The 16,430-nt window shown below is 44.9% G+C and carries 12 protein-coding genes; 7 read left to right on the top strand and 5 right to left on the bottom strand.

Going from position 1 to position 16,430, the window contains the following annotated elements; all coding sequences use genetic code 11:
* Window positions 1-301 precede the first annotated feature (301 nt).
* A complete protein-coding gene (locus XZ46_RS18630) occupies window positions 302-1,207 on the top strand; it encodes an alpha/beta fold hydrolase (RefSeq protein WP_046321873.1) in 906 nt (301 codons plus the stop codon).
* A 533-nt stretch (window positions 1,208-1,740) separates the two neighbouring features.
* Window positions 1,741-2,865, top strand: coding sequence for a THUMP domain-containing class I SAM-dependent RNA methyltransferase (locus XZ46_RS18635; RefSeq protein WP_008052590.1), 1,125 nt, complete (start codon window positions 1,741-1,743; stop codon window positions 2,863-2,865).
* Between the two features lie 612 nt (window positions 2,866-3,477).
* Here XZ46_RS18635 and XZ46_RS18640 read toward each other — a convergent pair.
* The 3 genes from XZ46_RS18640 to XZ46_RS18650 form a co-directional block, all read right to left on the bottom strand.
* Entirely contained in the window at window positions 3,478-5,883 is a 2,406-nt protein-coding gene (locus tag XZ46_RS18640; protein ID WP_006624312.1) for an ATP-dependent helicase, read from the bottom strand.
* Between the two features lie 108 nt (window positions 5,884-5,991).
* Window positions 5,992-6,543 (bottom strand): hypothetical protein, encoded by a 552-nt coding sequence (locus XZ46_RS18645; protein WP_008052592.1) that lies wholly within the window; start codon window positions 6,541-6,543, stop codon window positions 5,992-5,994.
* Between the two features lie 67 nt (window positions 6,544-6,610).
* On the bottom strand, window positions 6,611-8,071 hold the full coding sequence (locus XZ46_RS18650) for a TIGR03985 family CRISPR-associated protein (protein WP_008052595.1): 1,461 nt from the start codon (window positions 8,069-8,071) through the stop codon (window positions 6,611-6,613).
* A gap of 85 nt (window positions 8,072-8,156) precedes the next feature.
* Here XZ46_RS18650 and crn3 point away from each other — a divergent pair, with 85 nt between their 5' ends.
* Window positions 8,157-9,086, top strand: a complete 930-nt coding sequence (gene crn3 / locus XZ46_RS18655; protein WP_006624309.1) for a CRISPR-associated ring nuclease Crn3/Csx3 — start codon at window positions 8,157-8,159, stop codon at window positions 9,084-9,086.
* A gap of 188 nt (window positions 9,087-9,274) precedes the next feature.
* Window positions 9,275-10,204, top strand: a complete 930-nt coding sequence (locus XZ46_RS18660) for an RluA family pseudouridine synthase (RefSeq protein ID WP_008052599.1) — start codon at window positions 9,275-9,277, stop codon at window positions 10,202-10,204.
* On the opposite strand, the gene XZ46_RS18665 is transcribed toward XZ46_RS18660, so the two are convergent.
* The gene (locus XZ46_RS18665; protein WP_048895171.1) at window positions 10,197-10,472 is read right to left on the bottom strand and encodes a hypothetical protein; all 276 of its coding nucleotides are present in this window, start codon (window positions 10,470-10,472) and stop codon (window positions 10,197-10,199) included. The genes XZ46_RS18660 and XZ46_RS18665 overlap by 8 nt on opposite strands.
* Window positions 10,473-10,510: 38 nt before the next feature.
* Window positions 10,511-13,141, bottom strand: a complete 2,631-nt coding sequence (gene alaS / locus XZ46_RS18670; protein ID WP_006668426.1) for an alanine--tRNA ligase — start codon at window positions 13,139-13,141, stop codon at window positions 10,511-10,513.
* Window positions 13,142-13,180: 39 nt separating this feature from the next.
* On the opposite strand from alaS, the gene XZ46_RS18675 reads away from it, so the two are divergent.
* From XZ46_RS18675 to XZ46_RS18685, 3 genes are all read left to right on the top strand, one after another.
* Complete coding sequence (locus tag XZ46_RS18675) at window positions 13,181-14,689, top strand: DUF3370 domain-containing protein (protein ID WP_006668425.1); 1,509 nt, start codon at window positions 13,181-13,183, stop codon at window positions 14,687-14,689.
* Between the two features lie 228 nt (window positions 14,690-14,917).
* Window positions 14,918-15,724: a nickel/cobalt transporter gene (locus XZ46_RS18680; RefSeq protein WP_006624303.1), complete on the top strand. Its 807-nt coding sequence runs from the start codon at window positions 14,918-14,920 to the stop codon at window positions 15,722-15,724.
* 53 nt (window positions 15,725-15,777) lie between these two features.
* On the top strand, window positions 15,778-16,254 hold the full coding sequence (locus XZ46_RS18685; RefSeq protein ID WP_006624302.1) for a hypothetical protein: 477 nt from the start codon (window positions 15,778-15,780) through the stop codon (window positions 16,252-16,254).
* Window positions 16,255-16,430 lie beyond the last annotated feature (176 nt).

The following is a 16,430-nucleotide window of genomic DNA, read 5'->3' on the forward strand; positions in this document are numbered from 1 at the left end:
TATTAATATCCTGGTGAGGTCCGAGAATTAACAGCAGAACCCGCCCCTACAATTATTAATTATTAATTATTAATTATTAATTATTGGTCAAGAAACCCGGTTTCTCAAAGAAACCGGGTTTCTAAGCCAACCGTGGGGTGGGAGAATTAACAGCAGAACCCGGAGGGCGGGTTTATTAATATCCTGGTGGGGTGGGAGAATTAACAGCAGAACCCGCCCCTACAATTATTAATTATTAATTATTAATTATTAATTATTTATGTTGTATGATGGAAGTACAGAGTTTACAAAAGTTCACAATATGACCGCAACCCAACCGTCTGTTACTGTCCGTAGTTGTTTGGAACCTCTCGATTGGACCTGGAAAAGTCACCAAATCCGCTATACAGTCCAGGGAACAGGCCAACCCCTGATTTTAGTCCATGGGTTTGGGGCTTCTATTGGTCATTGGCGACAAAATATCCCCGTTTTAGCCGCTGGAGGATATCGGGTCTTTGCCTTAGATTTATTGGGTTTTGGGGCTTCTGGGAAACCAGCCGTTGATTATAGCTTAGACCTATGGGAAGAATTGCTGCGGGATTTCTGGAGTGAACAAGTGGGAGAACCTGCTGTTTTTGTCGGTAACTCCATTGGGGCGCTGCTGAGTTTAATGATGGCGGTAAATTACCCGGATATTTGCCGGGGGGCAGTCCTGTTAAACTGCGCGGGAGGCTTGAATCATCGCCCGGAAGAGTTGAATTTTCCCCTACGGGTGGTCATGGGAACATTTACTAAGCTAGTCGCTTCCCCGGCTATTGGGCCGTTTGTGTTTAACCAAGTCCGCCAAAAACACCGCATCCGCAACACCCTCCGCCAAGTCTACGGAAACCGAGACGCAATCACAGATGAGTTGGTGGATTTACTCTATCAACCCTCTAATGATGTGGGCGCACAACAGGTTTTTGCTTCCATTTTAACCGCCCCGGCTGGCCCTCGCCCTTCGGAACTTTTGCCGAAATTACAGCGTCCTTTATTAGTAATCTGGGGGGAAAATGACCCCTGGACTCCGATTAAGGGTGCTGATATTTATCGGGATTTAGCGACAACTGGTGCATCGGTTGAGTTTGTTTCTATTCCCGAAACTGGCCACTGTCCCCACGATGAACGGCCAACTGTGGTTAATCCTCTGATTCTTAATTGGTTGGACAACCTGGGTGGGTCGCTTTAGGGTCAGAATTTATCGAAGGTGGGGACTGACCCCCCCTATTCGCTGCTGAATGGGTCTAAGCAAACATCCATTGCTAACGGTGTGGGGAACTATAAAAATTACCTATTTGGCAAGGGTTTTGGGCATTCATCAAAATTTTTTTTGATAAAAGTGTTGACAAAACTATGGGGGTTGGCTAGAGTTACAATCGTGTGAGGAGCGAACCAGTTGGGACACCGAGACGAAACACGGCCAGTCGTCGGTGTCCTTTCTGAAAAAACAATAGTTATGTCTCTGCTAAATATGCTTCATTCTTATGTGGTGTGTGAGTGAAATGGGGCGATCGCTTTAATGGTCGCTCCCATAATCTCCGCTTTTAATTAAGAGTGCCATATATGGGCTTTGTCTGATGAAATTTTGATTGCAGATATGTGTCTGGCTGCTTAGATTGGAGTAAAAAGGATATAGAATTGTGGTTGTGATGGTAAACTGCCATGTGAGAGTTGGTATTTGCACCTAGTAAATATTCGGGTGAAATTGTGAGCGGTAGTTGAATGTCTGAGTATTTTGCGACGGTGGCTCATGGGTTGGAATCGGTGGCGGCTAATGAGTTGGAAAGTTTGGGCGCGAGACAGGTAAAGCCGGACTTTGCGGGGGTGAGTTTTAGTGGCGATCGCCACTTGCTTTATAAGGTGAATCTATGGTCGAGAACTATTTTTAGGGTTTTGGTTCCCATAGCGAAATTTCCCTGTCCGAATGGCGATCGCCTTTATAAGGAAGTCCAGAAAATAGACTGGGAAGAATATATTAAACCCCATCAGACTTTATCGGTTCACTGTACGGGTAAAAATAGACAGTTAAATCATACCCATTTTACGGCTTTACAGGTGAAAAATGCGATCGTTGACCAACAGCGAGACAAGTTTAGTCAGCGGTCAACGGTGGATATTTTGGATGCTGATCTACACATAAATCTGCATATTAACGGTAATCATGGCATCCTCAGCCTAGATAGTTCTGGTCCTAGTCTACATCGGCGGGGATATCGTCCGGCGGTGGGAAAAGCACCCCTTAAAGAAAGTCTGGCCGCGGGGTTATTGGACTTAGCACAATGGCAAGGCGATCGCCCGTTTTTAGACCCTTTGTGCGGTTCTGGTACTCTCCCCCTAGAAGCGACTTTAAAAGCCCTCAACGTCGCGCCAGGGCTATTTCGTGAAACATTTGCTTTGATGAAGTGGTCGGATTTTGATGAGTCTCTGTGGAAGCAGTTGGTCCGGGAGGCGGAAGCTAGTTGTCGGGAAGATTTGAAGATCTCTATCGGGGGATGCGATCGCGATTCAGAAGCGATCGCCCAAGCCAATTATAATGCCAAAAAGTGCGGCGTAGATAGTCATATTAGCTTATGGGAGGCATACCTATCAGAGGTGGAACCCACCGGGGATAATGGTTTAATTGTCTGCAACCCTCCCTATGGGGAACGTTTAGGAAATGTGGAGGAGTTGGGAGACTTATATCAGCAACTTGGGGATATTCTCAAACAACGCTTTAAGGGGTGGACGGCGTTTATCTTTACCGGAAACAAAGCCCTATCAAAGCGCATTGGATTAAGAACTTCCCAACGTATACCCCTATACAATGGGGCCCTACCCTGCACTTTACTCAAGTATGAGTTATACTAACAGCCCCCAAAGGTCAAGAAACCCGGTTTCTCAACACGGTGGGGCGAGTTTATTCATTAAGTCGTGGGGATGGAGAATTGACAACAGAACCCGCCCCTACCATTATTAATTAATTATCGCCGGGTTTCTCCCCCAAAGGTCAAGAAACCCGGTTTCTCAAAGAAACCCGGTTTCTCAACACGGTGGGGCGAGTTTATTCATTAAGTCGTGGGGATGGAGAATTGACAACAGAACCCGCCCCTACCATTATTAATTATTAATTGACTGGAATTTCAATGATAAATTCTGCTTTAACTTTGAGAAGAATGGGATGATTTAATATATCTCCCTGTTGTTCTACCACCAGTTCAATGGTACGGACTTGATCAATACCACCGGGAGCAGTTCCCCCACTCAGAGTTTGCAGAACTCCTATTTTTATAGGTTCTCCTGGGTTAATGGTAACGCAAGCGATCGCATCTGTGCATTCAAAAGGTGTCTCCTGAGTACAACCACTCAGTCAGGTAGCCACGGAAAGGGAAAGTGACAGTAAAGGTAGTTTAAACTTCAACATAATGGGAAATAGTTGAGAGTTGATTGTTTACAGTCGATGAATTACAAGGGGATACCTAATTAATTATCTTCATTGTAACTCCTAGATATGAAACTATGGGGAAATTCTTTTTTTAAGGCAGCTAAAACCGGACATGGTCTTTGTTTATCCTGGTTTTCTGGTCTGCGCCAATAAGAAGGGGCCCGTTGGGCGGCGGACATCCATAACAGCCGTTTGGCTCTAGTCATGGCTACATAAAGTAAGCGATATTCCTCAGCAGTTTTTAGGTATTTTGCCTGTTCCCAAGCCGTGGTTATATCCGGTAATTGCTGGGAATTATGGAGGTTAGCGCGAATTTGGGCGCGAGCGACTTCCGATAGGGTAAAATCCCCTAAAAATCTGATTTGGGGATTAACTCGCAGGTTGCCGGGGATAATTTTTTCATGTAAAAATGGCAGAAATACATAATCCCAGTCTAGTCCTTTGGCTTTGTGCATGGTGATAATTGTTACCTGACCGGGACGGGTAAAAATACTATCATCTGAATTTTCTTCCTCTTCTATGGTCTCAAATCTTTCGGAACTAACCATTTCATCCAAAGCCGTTAACATTGCCGATAAGGATTGATTTCCTGCGGTCTTCTGAGAAATTTTAGTGGCGAGTTTATCGGCGCTGGCGAGTTCGCTTTTTTCGTATTGTAAAGCGAGGGCGAGAAATGCAATTAATTCATAAGCGGGAAGTTCGACACGGGCTTTAATTAGGTTACAGCAAAGTTGACGACAGCGGCTGACTGTTTCTGGCTGAGGAGGTGAGAGAGGACTGGGATATAAAAATTGTTCTGGCTGTGCTGCTAGTATGTTAAAATCTTGGTTGGGAATACGATGGCGATCGCTTAATACTTTGAGAGCAGCCTTCAAATATTCGGGAGAATGGGGACGGTGTATAAATTGCAGTAAGTGCAACATTTCCCTAGGAATATGAGACTGACGAGTGCTTTCATAAGCATCAAATATGGTAATTGGATAATCACTAAAGTTAACCTCTAGGTCATATTCTTGGGGTTGACGCAGTGCATTAGCGATAAATTCTCCTTGGCGATGTTCTCGGACTAAAATTGCAAAACTTCCCTCCTTGTGTTGCTGAAAAATGGATATAATTCGCTTAACAATGAGGTTAACTGTATCATAAATATTTTCCGGCTCATATATTTCTAATCCTTTTCCTGTGGGATTAGGGTTGGCGTTTTCTTGTGGGTCATCCGGGTCAACCGGGCGAATTTCCTGTTCTCTAAACGGAAGTTCATTTGGCTGAGAAACTTTATGATTTACCCACTTTAATACAAAGTTAGCCGCTGCAATAATAATCTGATTACTACGTCCCGCCCTATCCATGGTGGCTAACCTTTCCAAGGCTTCGCAGTTTTCACAAAATTGACGAAAATACACCGGGTCGGCGGGGGTAAATGTTGAGTTAATCGCTTGATTTGGGTCTCCCACTCGCACTAAGTTTAAGTTATCCAAATCTGAGTTATTACTACTATCCTGGGCTAAAATTTCTATGAGTTTATTTTGCAATGGTGTCGAGTCTTGGGCTTCGTCCTCAAACACCGCAAAAACTCGCTGTTGCCAACGGAGACGGATTGGGGGATTTTCCAAGACTCGCAACGCCCCTAAAATCATTTCCTCATAATCCAAAAATGGCTGCTTTTGTAACAGTTGTTGATAGTTATAATATAACCCAGCCGCTATGTTCATGATTTCGTAATCGTCCGGGATTTTTTGCCCTAAACTTCGCAACTGGTCGGGAGTTAAACCAGAGCTTTTGGCTTCCTGAATAACTTTCCAGGCTAACTCTGGTAAAACTTCGGTACGCAAAACCGATCGCCGCCGCAATTTTTCGGTTTCTTCCGAGTCAAATTGACATCCCTCGATTAGGGTTTCGTACAGGCGGGGATTATGGGTTATCCACTGTTCCACACAGGCGCGGATTAGGCGGTGGCTGGAAGTGGGAACTACTAAGGTGAAGTTGTCTAGGTCTAAGCCTGATAATTCCGGGTGACTGGTCGCAATGTATAGCGCTAGTCCGTGGAGGGTATTCACCACGAAGCCGACGGGGGGAATGGATAGGTTGTTCAGGTGTTGGCGAATTTTGGCGCGGATATTACTGGCGGCGGCGCGGGTGAAGGTGACAACGATTAATTGGCGTTGGGGGTTGAGTTGATGACGGGCGATCGCTAAAGCTGCCGCCGCGGCCATTCCCGTCGATTTTCCCGCACCAGGAACCGCCGAAACCGCCAAGGGTCCCCCTTTCCATTTACCCATCGCATCCTGTCCCGGACGTAGGCTAGACTCTATGCTATCAAGGGCTTTTTGTCTTTCTCGCCTGCTGATTTCTGCTGTCTCCGAGTCGAGGTTATAGCTTGAGTCCCACAGGTTCCACCCGCTATCAGGGGACGGGTTTAATTGGTCTTCGGTATCTTTAGTCACAGACCGCGCCCATTTTATCGTATGATTTCCAGTTTAGCAGATTTGGGGATTTTTAGCAAGTGATTGGCTAAATTTTCCCGAAAAACCAAGTAATTAATCTGGGTTTTTTTAATCCTGAATTAATTGCCTAATTTTCGGCATACTAGAGACTATACCTTCTCCTCGGTCATTAAATATGGGATTATCATTTACTCCCCAAGTTCCCGTAGCTTCTAGGGAGTACAGGGTTCCTAACAAACGAGCGCCATTTTGGTCAATATTAGTATTTTCCGCCTGGGGATATACTGGCTTCCAGAGATTGATAATATAACGACAATAGGCGGCGACTAAACGACAGGATAAAGCATCATCAAGAAGCGATCGCACAATGGCTACAGGTCTCGGATAATCATCTAATAATTCACTATAGACTAATTCCGCCGTTTTGGGTTTAAATTGAGCCACCCCAATAGACCAGTTAGCCCAATAAACTAACCGAGGGAAAATTCTGGCAATAATTTCTTCCCAATCATCTTTAAAACCTCGCCGTTGTAATTCATCTAAAATAATCCCTCCCACAATTTCGGGAGAAATCGCAAACTCAGTGGCGGCACTATGAATATGATGGCGCAGTTTATGAATGATTATCTCTTTTTTAGACCAGCTAGAAATTGAAACCATGGCTTGATATTTACTCGCGAAAATTTGATAAATTTGTTAATGCCTGTATTAACATTTAATCAGCCTGTTAATTGCTGAAGTCCTGACCATAATGCAAACGTTCGGCTTCTACCTCCTCCCACATTTGTTGACGTAGCACAACTGGTGCAATTATTTCTCCCTTTGGTCGCCAGTCTCGCAGTCGCATCACTATGTTAATATCACCGACCCTCACCCATGCTTGATAGTAGGCATCATCAGGAGAACGTTGCCGCAAAATTTTCTGGATAAGTTGTCTTTCTTCCCTATTATTAATCTGGGTTTCAACGGAGCTAAATAATTCCGAATAAGGGATTTTTTGAAAAGTTGAATGTCTCACAGTATCATCCACATAATTACTAGCAAAGTCTACAGGAAAGCGCATAATCAATAGAGCTTTAGGTAGATAAAAATTAAACCCCCAGGCTTCCTCTAGTTGTTCTTCAATCCATCCAGGATTAGGAAGTGTACCAGTTTCGTGCTGTTTTTTGAGCAGTTGAGGAACTGCTGGATCATCCCAGGATAAAATCCTCAATTGGGGAGACATAATGCGATCGAGTCGATAATTATGCCAAGTAATTTCACCCCAAGGATCAACTCCATAAGCACTTAGATATTTAGCGCGTCTAGCATAGTGTAAACACACAGGATACACTGTAACTAAAGCCACCCGGTTTTCCCTTGCCACCCAGGTTTTAAATTGAATTATGCCACCATCATGATTATACCATAAGGATTCAATTTGTTGTTGCCAATCATCGACTTTTTCTTGAATTTCCGAGGATAGAATATAGTCAAAATGCAGAAATATCCGCCGATTTTTCTCGGTCAAATAGTCAGATGAGTTAGGCGTTGAGTTAGTCAATTCCTCCCACAATGTATTAATGGCGATGTCAATATCTGGCTGTACAAAAGCCACGTATTCTAATATATGGATAAGATGCGATTTCTGGCTAGAAGATAGTTGCTCAAAGTGGCGGTTAGACTGAGGGGCTATAGGTGGCTTTGGTAACTGTTGGGGAGGTAAAGAATAATAGCCTTGTCGGTTTCTATGCTTTAACCATCCCTGGGATGCTAACAGGGTTAAATCGTCTCGTAATGAACGGTGAACGGTAGCAAAAGGACAGTCATCTAGGTGAGTTTGAATTTCCGCGACAGATAAGCCTGTGCGTTGGGATGTTTCAGTTACCCATTCACTCAAACTTTGAGGTAAGTTACTATGGCTTAATATGGTACTAAGTGACTGATGACATAAACATTTGGGGTCAGAACAATTTACGGTTAATTCTTGGGCTGATAAAGTTTCGCCTTTGCTATGACTGAGAGAAAATAGACGATCGCGTAATTGGCTATAACGAAATGGCTGGGATAGAGATTGAACCCAGTTAAATTGTCCTCCATAAAGGCGATCGAGTATTAACCACATTCTGACTGATCTATGTAACCGACTAGGAAACTGTCCCTGACTCAACCATTGCAAAATCGCGGGAGTAGGTGGATAAGTAAACATACTAATTAGTTGTAGAAGTACCCTCTTCAATTGCTATGCCATAATACTCTACAATATTTGTAGCTTAATTTGTCGGTTAAAAAAAATGCCCCAGTCTGCTGAACCAGCGATTAAATTAACTTTAAGTCAATCCCGGTCTGTACAAGGGTTAAGTTATCAGATTCTGTCTATTGAATTGGTAACTAAAGACCGCCTAATCTCCCCGGAAGATTTGAGAGACCAGAATTTACCTGCCCACATTGACTATAAAGGTGGTATAGTTATTTCCGGGCGTGGTCCGATCTGGCTTTATGGCTATCTAATTCATGAACTACACCCGGCTGCTTGGGTGGCTTGCTACGATCCGCGCTTAGGTGCGGTGGTAGTTGCCACCCACTCCCGCCAAACTCAGGTCGGACAGGTTTTATCTATCGATGTACAGGAAAATTTACCCCCGCGTTTGTGTCCAGCCATGATGATTGTAGGACCACCTGACAGCGGTAAATCTGTCCTGTCCCACGCACTATTCCGCACCCTATTAACTGAGTATTCTGACATATATTTACAGAGGGCTCACTGGGATGGTGAAGGTAACTGGATTTTGGAGTTAGGGGAGATGACAAAATCAAGCGATCGCGAAGCCTATAAACTTGCTTATAAGGGTGGGATAACTGATAATTTTTTCCAGCATCATAGTCAAGCTATCCTTAATCTACGTCGTCAAAAAACTTTAGTTGTGGTAGATGTAGGTGGTCAAGTACAGACGGAAAAAGTACCGTTACTAGAAGCCTGTACTCATTATTTAATCATTAGTTCTAAGCCAGAAGAAATTGCCCCGTGGCATGAATTTTGTCGCGATCGCGGTAATCTCAAATGTCTGACGGTTCTGCATAGTTCTTTGGAAATAGAGGAAGTAATCCATAAACGGGAACCTTGGCTAGAAATGACTTGGGGTGTACTGGAACAAGGGGGTATTTGCCAAATTCCCACAGTTTTACTAGAGCAGGTAAAAACACTCCTAAACAAACCGCAGTAAAGTCTACTTTAATTCACCAATTAATCGAAGGTTATCTCATGTATAAAATTTGGTGTAATCATCTAGTATGTTGAGGGGGAAATTTACCTGTTAGGGAGAGTTTCCCCCAGGTGATATGTGATGGTCATGGGTTGACAAATTGGTGATTTGGTGATAGATTTAATCTCATGTCTTGAGAAGAGAGTTAATTGTTAAATTCAGGTTGGATTTATCGGGAACAAGTCGATCGCCTTAGCGCCGGATTAACTATCTTGGATTACTATAGCAAGCGATATACCCATTCCAGTAGAAATGAATGGTGCGATCGCATTAATAAGCAGCAGATTTGGTTAAATGGAAAGCCAGCGACAGCAGAAATAGAACTTCAAGCCGGACAGCAACTCGCCTATCATCGACCCCCGTGGAGTGAACCAGATGTTCCCCTATCTTTCCAGGTAATTTATGAAGATGCAGATATTTTAGTAATTGCTAAACCGTCAGGACTTCCAGTGATACCTGGTGGCGGTTTTTTGGAACATACCCTACTGCGACAATTACAAAGGGAATATCCCCAGGATACACCGATACCAATTCATCGCTTAGGTAGGGGAACATCAGGACTGGTGCTATTGGCGAGGTCTACCTTAGCGCGATCGCATTTAACCCAACAAATGCGCCACCGACAAATTACTAAGGTTTATTTAGCCTTAGCTGAAGGTTGTAGTCCTAGGGATTATTTTAGTATTAATTGTGCGATCGGCAAAATTCCCCATCCGATTATCGGGTATATTTACGGCGCGACAGAAACCGGATTATCCGCCGAAAGTCACTGTCAAGTAATTAAGCGAGACACCGATAAAATGATCGTACAAGTAACCATTCTGACAGGTAGACCCCATCAAATTCGCATTCACCTCGCCGCCGCCGGATTTCCCCTAGTGGGAGATCCTCTTTATACCATTGGCGGAAAGCCACGCATACCCGACCCAACCTCAAACCATCATAGCACATTTCCGGGAGATTGTGGATATTATTTACACGCTTATTCTCTGAGTTTCCAACATCCTCAAACTGGCGCAAATCTCCATCTAACCGCTACCCCACCCCAGGAATTATCTACCGAATATCCACCTATGTAGATATTTGGGTTTTAATCATTTCACAAAAACTAGCATTTATCCCGTAGGGGCGGGTTCCACAGTCAATTAAATTTCCCAGCGACCATATTGCTAAACCCGCCCCCATATCCCAGGAGTCAATTAAATTTCCCAGCGACCATATTGCTAAACCCGCCCCCATATCCCAGGAGTCAATTAAATTTCCCAGCGACCATATTGCTAAACCTGCCCCCATATCCCAGGAGTCAATTAAATTTCCCGGCGACCATATTGCTAAACCCGCCCCCATATCCCCAAGGTGGGTATTTTACCCACCTGATTTACTAACTATTTCAATGCGTCAATTAGCTGAGATTTTGCTGTTGATAAAGCCTCGGGTAATTTACTAGGGTCGCGTCCGCCAGCTTGGGCTAAATTCGGACGACCACCGCCGCCACCGCCGCATAATTTAGCGATCGCACCAATAAACTTACCAGCCTGCAACTTCTTATCCTTAACTACCACCGGACTAAAAGCCGCCACTAGGCTAACCTTACCATCACTTACAGACCCCAAAACCACCGCACTTTCGCCTAATTTCTGCTGTAAACGTTCCGCCGCCGTTTTCAGGGACTCTCCATCAACTCCGGGAAGTTCCGCCACCAGAATTGGCAAATCTCCCACCCTTTCAGCAGTAGATAATAATTGGTCAGATTGTGCTATAGCCAACTCAGCTTTCACAGCTTCCAACTGTTTCTGAGTCGTTTTTAATTCAGCTTGTAAATTAGTGAAGCGTTCTGGCAATTCCTCCGGTTTAGCTTTCAAGCGATCGCCTAATTCTTTAACCACCGCATCTCGGACATTCAAATAATCCAAAACCGACTGTCCCGCGACAGCTTCAATGCGCCGAATACCCGCCGCAATTCCGGTTTCCGAAACTATCTTAAATAATCCAATTTCCGCCGTATTAGTAACATGAGTTCCGCCGCACAACTCCATAGATACACCCGGGTAATCAACCACCCGCACCACCGCCGCATATTTTTCGCCAAACATAGCGATCGCCCCCTTATTTTTAGCCTCCTCTAAAGCCATTTGTGTCACCGTGGCTGGGTGTGCTTCAGCGATCCAACTATTCACCTGATTTTCCACCTGTTGTAACTCCTCAGTTGTCAAAGCACGAGGACAGTTAAAATCAAATCGTAGGCGGTCAAAAGCCACCAAAGAACCCGCCTGAGAAATACCCGGATCAACAATTAATTTTAGTGCCGCTTGCAATAAATGGGTAGCCGTATGATTAGCCTGCGCGCGACGACGACAAGCGCGGTCAATGCGTGCATTCACAGTAATTCCCGCAGTTAAAGTTCCCCTTTCCACCCTACCAAAGTGAATAAAAATATCCGAATCTTTTTTCACATCATCAACCCGGACAATCACATCAGAAGTAGTCAAATAACCGCGATCGCCAATTTGTCCCCCAGACTCCCCATAAAAAGGAGTTTGGTCAAGCACAATTTGCACCTCACTTCCCGCCACCGCTTCCGTCACCGATTTACCAGCAATTAAAACCGCTTCCACCGTCGCTTCAGAGTCCGGGAAATCATAGCCCAAAAATGTCGTTGGGTGGATCTGTTCTGCCAACTTATCCAAACTACCCTGAACAGTTAAATCAATAGTTTCATGGGCGGCTTGCGATCGCTTTCTTTGGGCAGACATTTCCGCCTCAAAACCATCCACATCAACAGTTAACCCATTTTCCTCAGCTATTTCCTGAGTTAATTCTAGGGGAAATCCATAGGTATCATAGAGAACAAAAGCATCCTGACCAGAAATTTGATCCGGCTGTTTTGCCAACAATTCAGCCAGCAGTTTTTCTCCTCTTTCCAAAGTCTCCAAAAACCGCGATTCTTCCCGTTGCAATTCCCCCTTAATCACCCTTTCCCGTTCGCGGGTATTCGGGTAAACATCTTCCGATAAACCAATCGCCGTTTCCGCCACCTTGGTAGTAAATTCTCCGGTGATACCAATCAAGCGCCCATGACGTACCACCCGGCGAATTAAGCGCCGCAGAATATAACCTCGCCCCACATTAGAAGCAGTCACCCCATCAGCAATCAGATGAACCACCGCCCGCAGATGGTCCCCTATCACCTTGAGAGAAACCTTAGTTTTATCATCACTTTTAGCGTAATCAATACCCGCCAGATCCGCCGCCGTTTTAATAATCGGGAAAATCAGATCAGTTTCATAGTTGTTCGGCACACATTGCAGAATTTGCGCCATTCTTTCCAACCCCATACCCGTGTCAATATTCTGATTTTGTAAAGGGGTCAGGTTGCCATCAGCATCCCGGTTATATTGCATAAAAACCAGGTTGTAAAATTCAATAAATCGGCTATCATCTTCCAAGTCGATATTGTCATCCCCCTTTTCTGGGTGGAAATCATAATAAATCTCCGAACAGGGGCCACAGGGTCCCGTCGGTCCAGATTTCCAGAAGTTATCTTCTTCACCCATACGTTGAATGCGGTGGGGGGGGATACCAATTTGATCTCGCCAAATCGCAAAGGCTTCGTCGTCCTCCTCAAATACACTAACAATTAAACGTTCTGGCGGCAGTCCGAATACCTCGGTAGAAATTTCCCAACCCCAAGCGATCGCTTGTTCTTTAAAATAGTCTCCAAAGCTAAAATTACCCAACATCTCAAAAAAAGTATGATGGCGGGCGGTGCGTCCTACATTTTCGATATCATTGGTGCGGATACATTTCTGGGACGTAGTGGCGCGGTTAACTTCCCGGGGTCGCTGTCCTAGAAATATGGGTTTAAACTGTAGCATTCCCGCGATAGTTAGCAGGACGGTAGGATCTTCTGGGACCAAAGAAGCGCTAGGCATAATTTTATGCTGACGTTCGGCGTAGAAATTGAGGAATTTCTGACGAATTTCGCTCCCGCTGAGGAATTGTGGTGAATAGGACATAATCAATTAACAATTTGGAACTCTAAAATCTCAGGATCAATGAAGGATCGAGTTTTCAATCTCATCACCTCTATTTGCATTGTCGCACTCGCAGCTTTAGGCGGCGGTTTGGCGGGGATCTTGTTTCGGGTGTCCGTGGTAGTTCCGGTGAAAAGCCAGGTAACTACCCAATTACTAGCCTGGAAGTCCCCTAAAAACCCCCTATTGGCTGCTCTGAAAGCCCAAAGGGAACATTCAGTCGCCATTCAACCGGGGGAAGTGCGACCTCTCCCCGGCGCTTTGGACGATATCCCAATGTTTAATAGTAACAGCCCGGAGTGGGTGAAGCAGGAGGGAATTTTGCTATCCACATTTCCCCCTCATGGTAAGGCTGTCCCAGAAGCCCATCTTGATTATCCTCTGGGGGGTGAGTTTGAATTGTTCGCCCATCACTTCGTACATACGCCACCAGAGTCCAAAACCCTCTATATAGGTATTTTGGTCTACAACCCCCATAACGAGCCTGTGAGGCTGCATATTCCGGCGGTGGCGAGTTATTTGTTGGAACCTGATGCCCCTTTTCAGGAGAAACCGCCCATGGCTGATAATTCCCTGGGAAATGTCTATTCAGGACCCGGTATTCGCGCCGTTGATGCGGTGATGCGGGGAACCCGACTAGCCGATTTTCCCTCTCAGTTAGAAATTCCCCCCGGCGAAATGCGGATGTTGTTAAATCATCCAATTCCGGTTAAAGGCTTGGAACGTCCGGTCAATGGGCGATCGACTTTTATGCGCCTCAATTGTACCACCAGTGGCACTGTTCCCACTCCTTCTCATCTGTATGTGGCAAGTTTGGCAATGTATGCCAAGATTTCCCCTGATGGTAAGGAGCGATCGCCAGAATTACAAGAATGGCAAAATCTCCTGTATAATGGCAGTTTAGCACAGCCTCGCGATCGCTTACCAACTCCACCCGAACAAACTACTGGTCAGTTAGTTTATAGTCGAGTCGCTGGAGTACAAAAGGGTTCTAAATGGCAAGCCGATTTAGTTGATGAAGCCGCTAACTACCTAACTATTCCTGAAGCCGGAAAAGCCATTTCTTATGTGATTAGTACCATCCGAAGCGGCACCTTGGGAACCCGTCAAATTCAAGCCGCCGAATTAGCCGTTCGCTATCCTGATACTGCTTATCAATCCCATGGTAATTATGGCGTTCATTATGATCTAACTACTCCCCTGTTTAATCCTACAGATACTCAACAGGTAGTCACCATTACTTTAGAAACTCCTCAAAAGGAAGAAAACCTATCCCAAGGCGGGTTGATGTTCCGACAGCCTCCCTGGGATTTCCCCTATTTTCGCGGCACCGTCCGCCTACAATATCACGACGATCGCTCTGTGGAAAATACTAAATATCTGCATTTATGGCATCGTCGCGGACAAATTCTTGAACCCCTACTAACTCTCAAGCTGAAGCCACAAGAAACCCGTTTAGTTCGGTTAGATTTCCGCTATCCCCCAGATGCTACACCTCCCCAGGTGGTGACTATCAGAACCTTAAAATAGTCCCGTAAATCTCCGTTATTTAATCACCTGTAAATCCTCACCCATGAGACTTATCAAACTGCCCAAAAATCAACCGCACTATTAGGGCAAATCAATCATAATCACAAGTCATCAACCAAAACTCACCCTGCAACTTTTCCCCATATCCATCAACGACAGCTTATAATTGGCTATTGTCGTAATATCAACTTAACCGTCAAATCAGACCTATAGCATATCACTGTTAACATGAGAGCAAATCTAATTTTCGCCCATCTCAACCATAGCGCCGATTTGGTGAATCTGCTTACAGCCGATCCGAATTTAACTACAATTCTGGTAGGGGTAGCCATTGCCTTTGGTCTAGGTGCAATTCATGCCCTATCCCCAGGACATGGTAAAACCCTAGTAAGTGCCTATTTAATCGGCAGTAAGGGAACCCCACAACAAGCCATTTTACTAGGAGTCACCACCACAGCCACCCATACCCTCAGTGTTTTTGTCTTAGGTGCGATCGCCCTATTTGCTTCCCAATATATCTTACCAGAACAATTGTATCCCCTACTGAGTGGTTTCAGTGGATTCGCCATTTGTCTCATTGGCTTAGACCTACTCAGAAAAAGATTAAATTCCCACAGCCACAGCCACAGTCACAGTCACAGCCACAGTCACAGCCACGGTCACAGTCACAGCCACAGACACGGTCACAGCCACGGTCACAGCCACAGCCACAGTCACACCTCAAGTAGTGTATCATCTCTGATTAAATTAGGGATTGCTGGCGGGTTAGTTCCTTGCCCTACAGCACTTGTTCTGTTATTAAGTGCAGTAGCCCTACACCAGATCGTCTATGGATTATTTCTAGTGGGCAGTTTTAGTTTAGGGTTAGCATTAGTCCTAGTCAGTTTAGGCTTAGTAGCCGTTTATGCTGGTCAGTGGCTGGAAAAGTTCCCAGAAAATCAGATGATTTTGCAGAAGTTATCTATTGTAAGTGCCTTCTTTGTCGTTTTGATTGGCATGGGTTTAACATTTATCTCAGCCCACTCTTTCGCCTAAAACGACCGATATCAGTAGTGCCAATTAGTCAATTTTAGTAGTCTCAAAAGCCGATGAAATTTAAACAGTTTGTAGTAGCGATCGCCATTTTTATTAGTCTCCTAGGTTTTCCCGGAGATGCCTTAGCCCATAGTGTCCTCACCAACTATCATCTACAAGGGGAAGCCCTAGAAATCGAGGCCGTATTTAGTACCGGAGAAGCCTTTTATAATGCCGATGTAGTCGTGCATCCTCCCGCCGACTCCAATTTGCCCGAGACCAAAGGAATAACAGACGAAAACGGTTTATTTTTGTTTGAACCTGATTACTCAGTCATGGGTAGTTGGGCTGTAGAAATTGGCGAAGGTAGCCACTGGGATAAGTTGATGATTCCCATCAGCGATCGCATTATTGACTTAAATGCTATCAGCCAAGTTCATTATCATTCCCCCCAACGCCATCACCATTTTGGTGATCAAATCATTGTCGCAGAAATTGCCCTTTGTTTCGGACTTTTCGGGCATTTTATGAAAAACAAAATCCGCTTTTAACCCCCAGCTACCCTAGTTCCCGTAGGGTGCGTCAGACACCGAGAATTATCCTGAACACCCGATAATTGATTGAAGGTGCGTCAGCCGATAGTTATTCGGTGAGGATTTATATAGCCGGGTTTGGACGCACCCTACCAAAATCATGATTAGAGAATTATCCTGAACACCCGATAATT

The organism is Limnospira indica PCC 8005, assembly GCF_000973065.1.
GTDB lineage: Bacteria > Cyanobacteriota > Cyanobacteriia > Cyanobacteriales > Microcoleaceae > Limnospira > Limnospira fusiformis.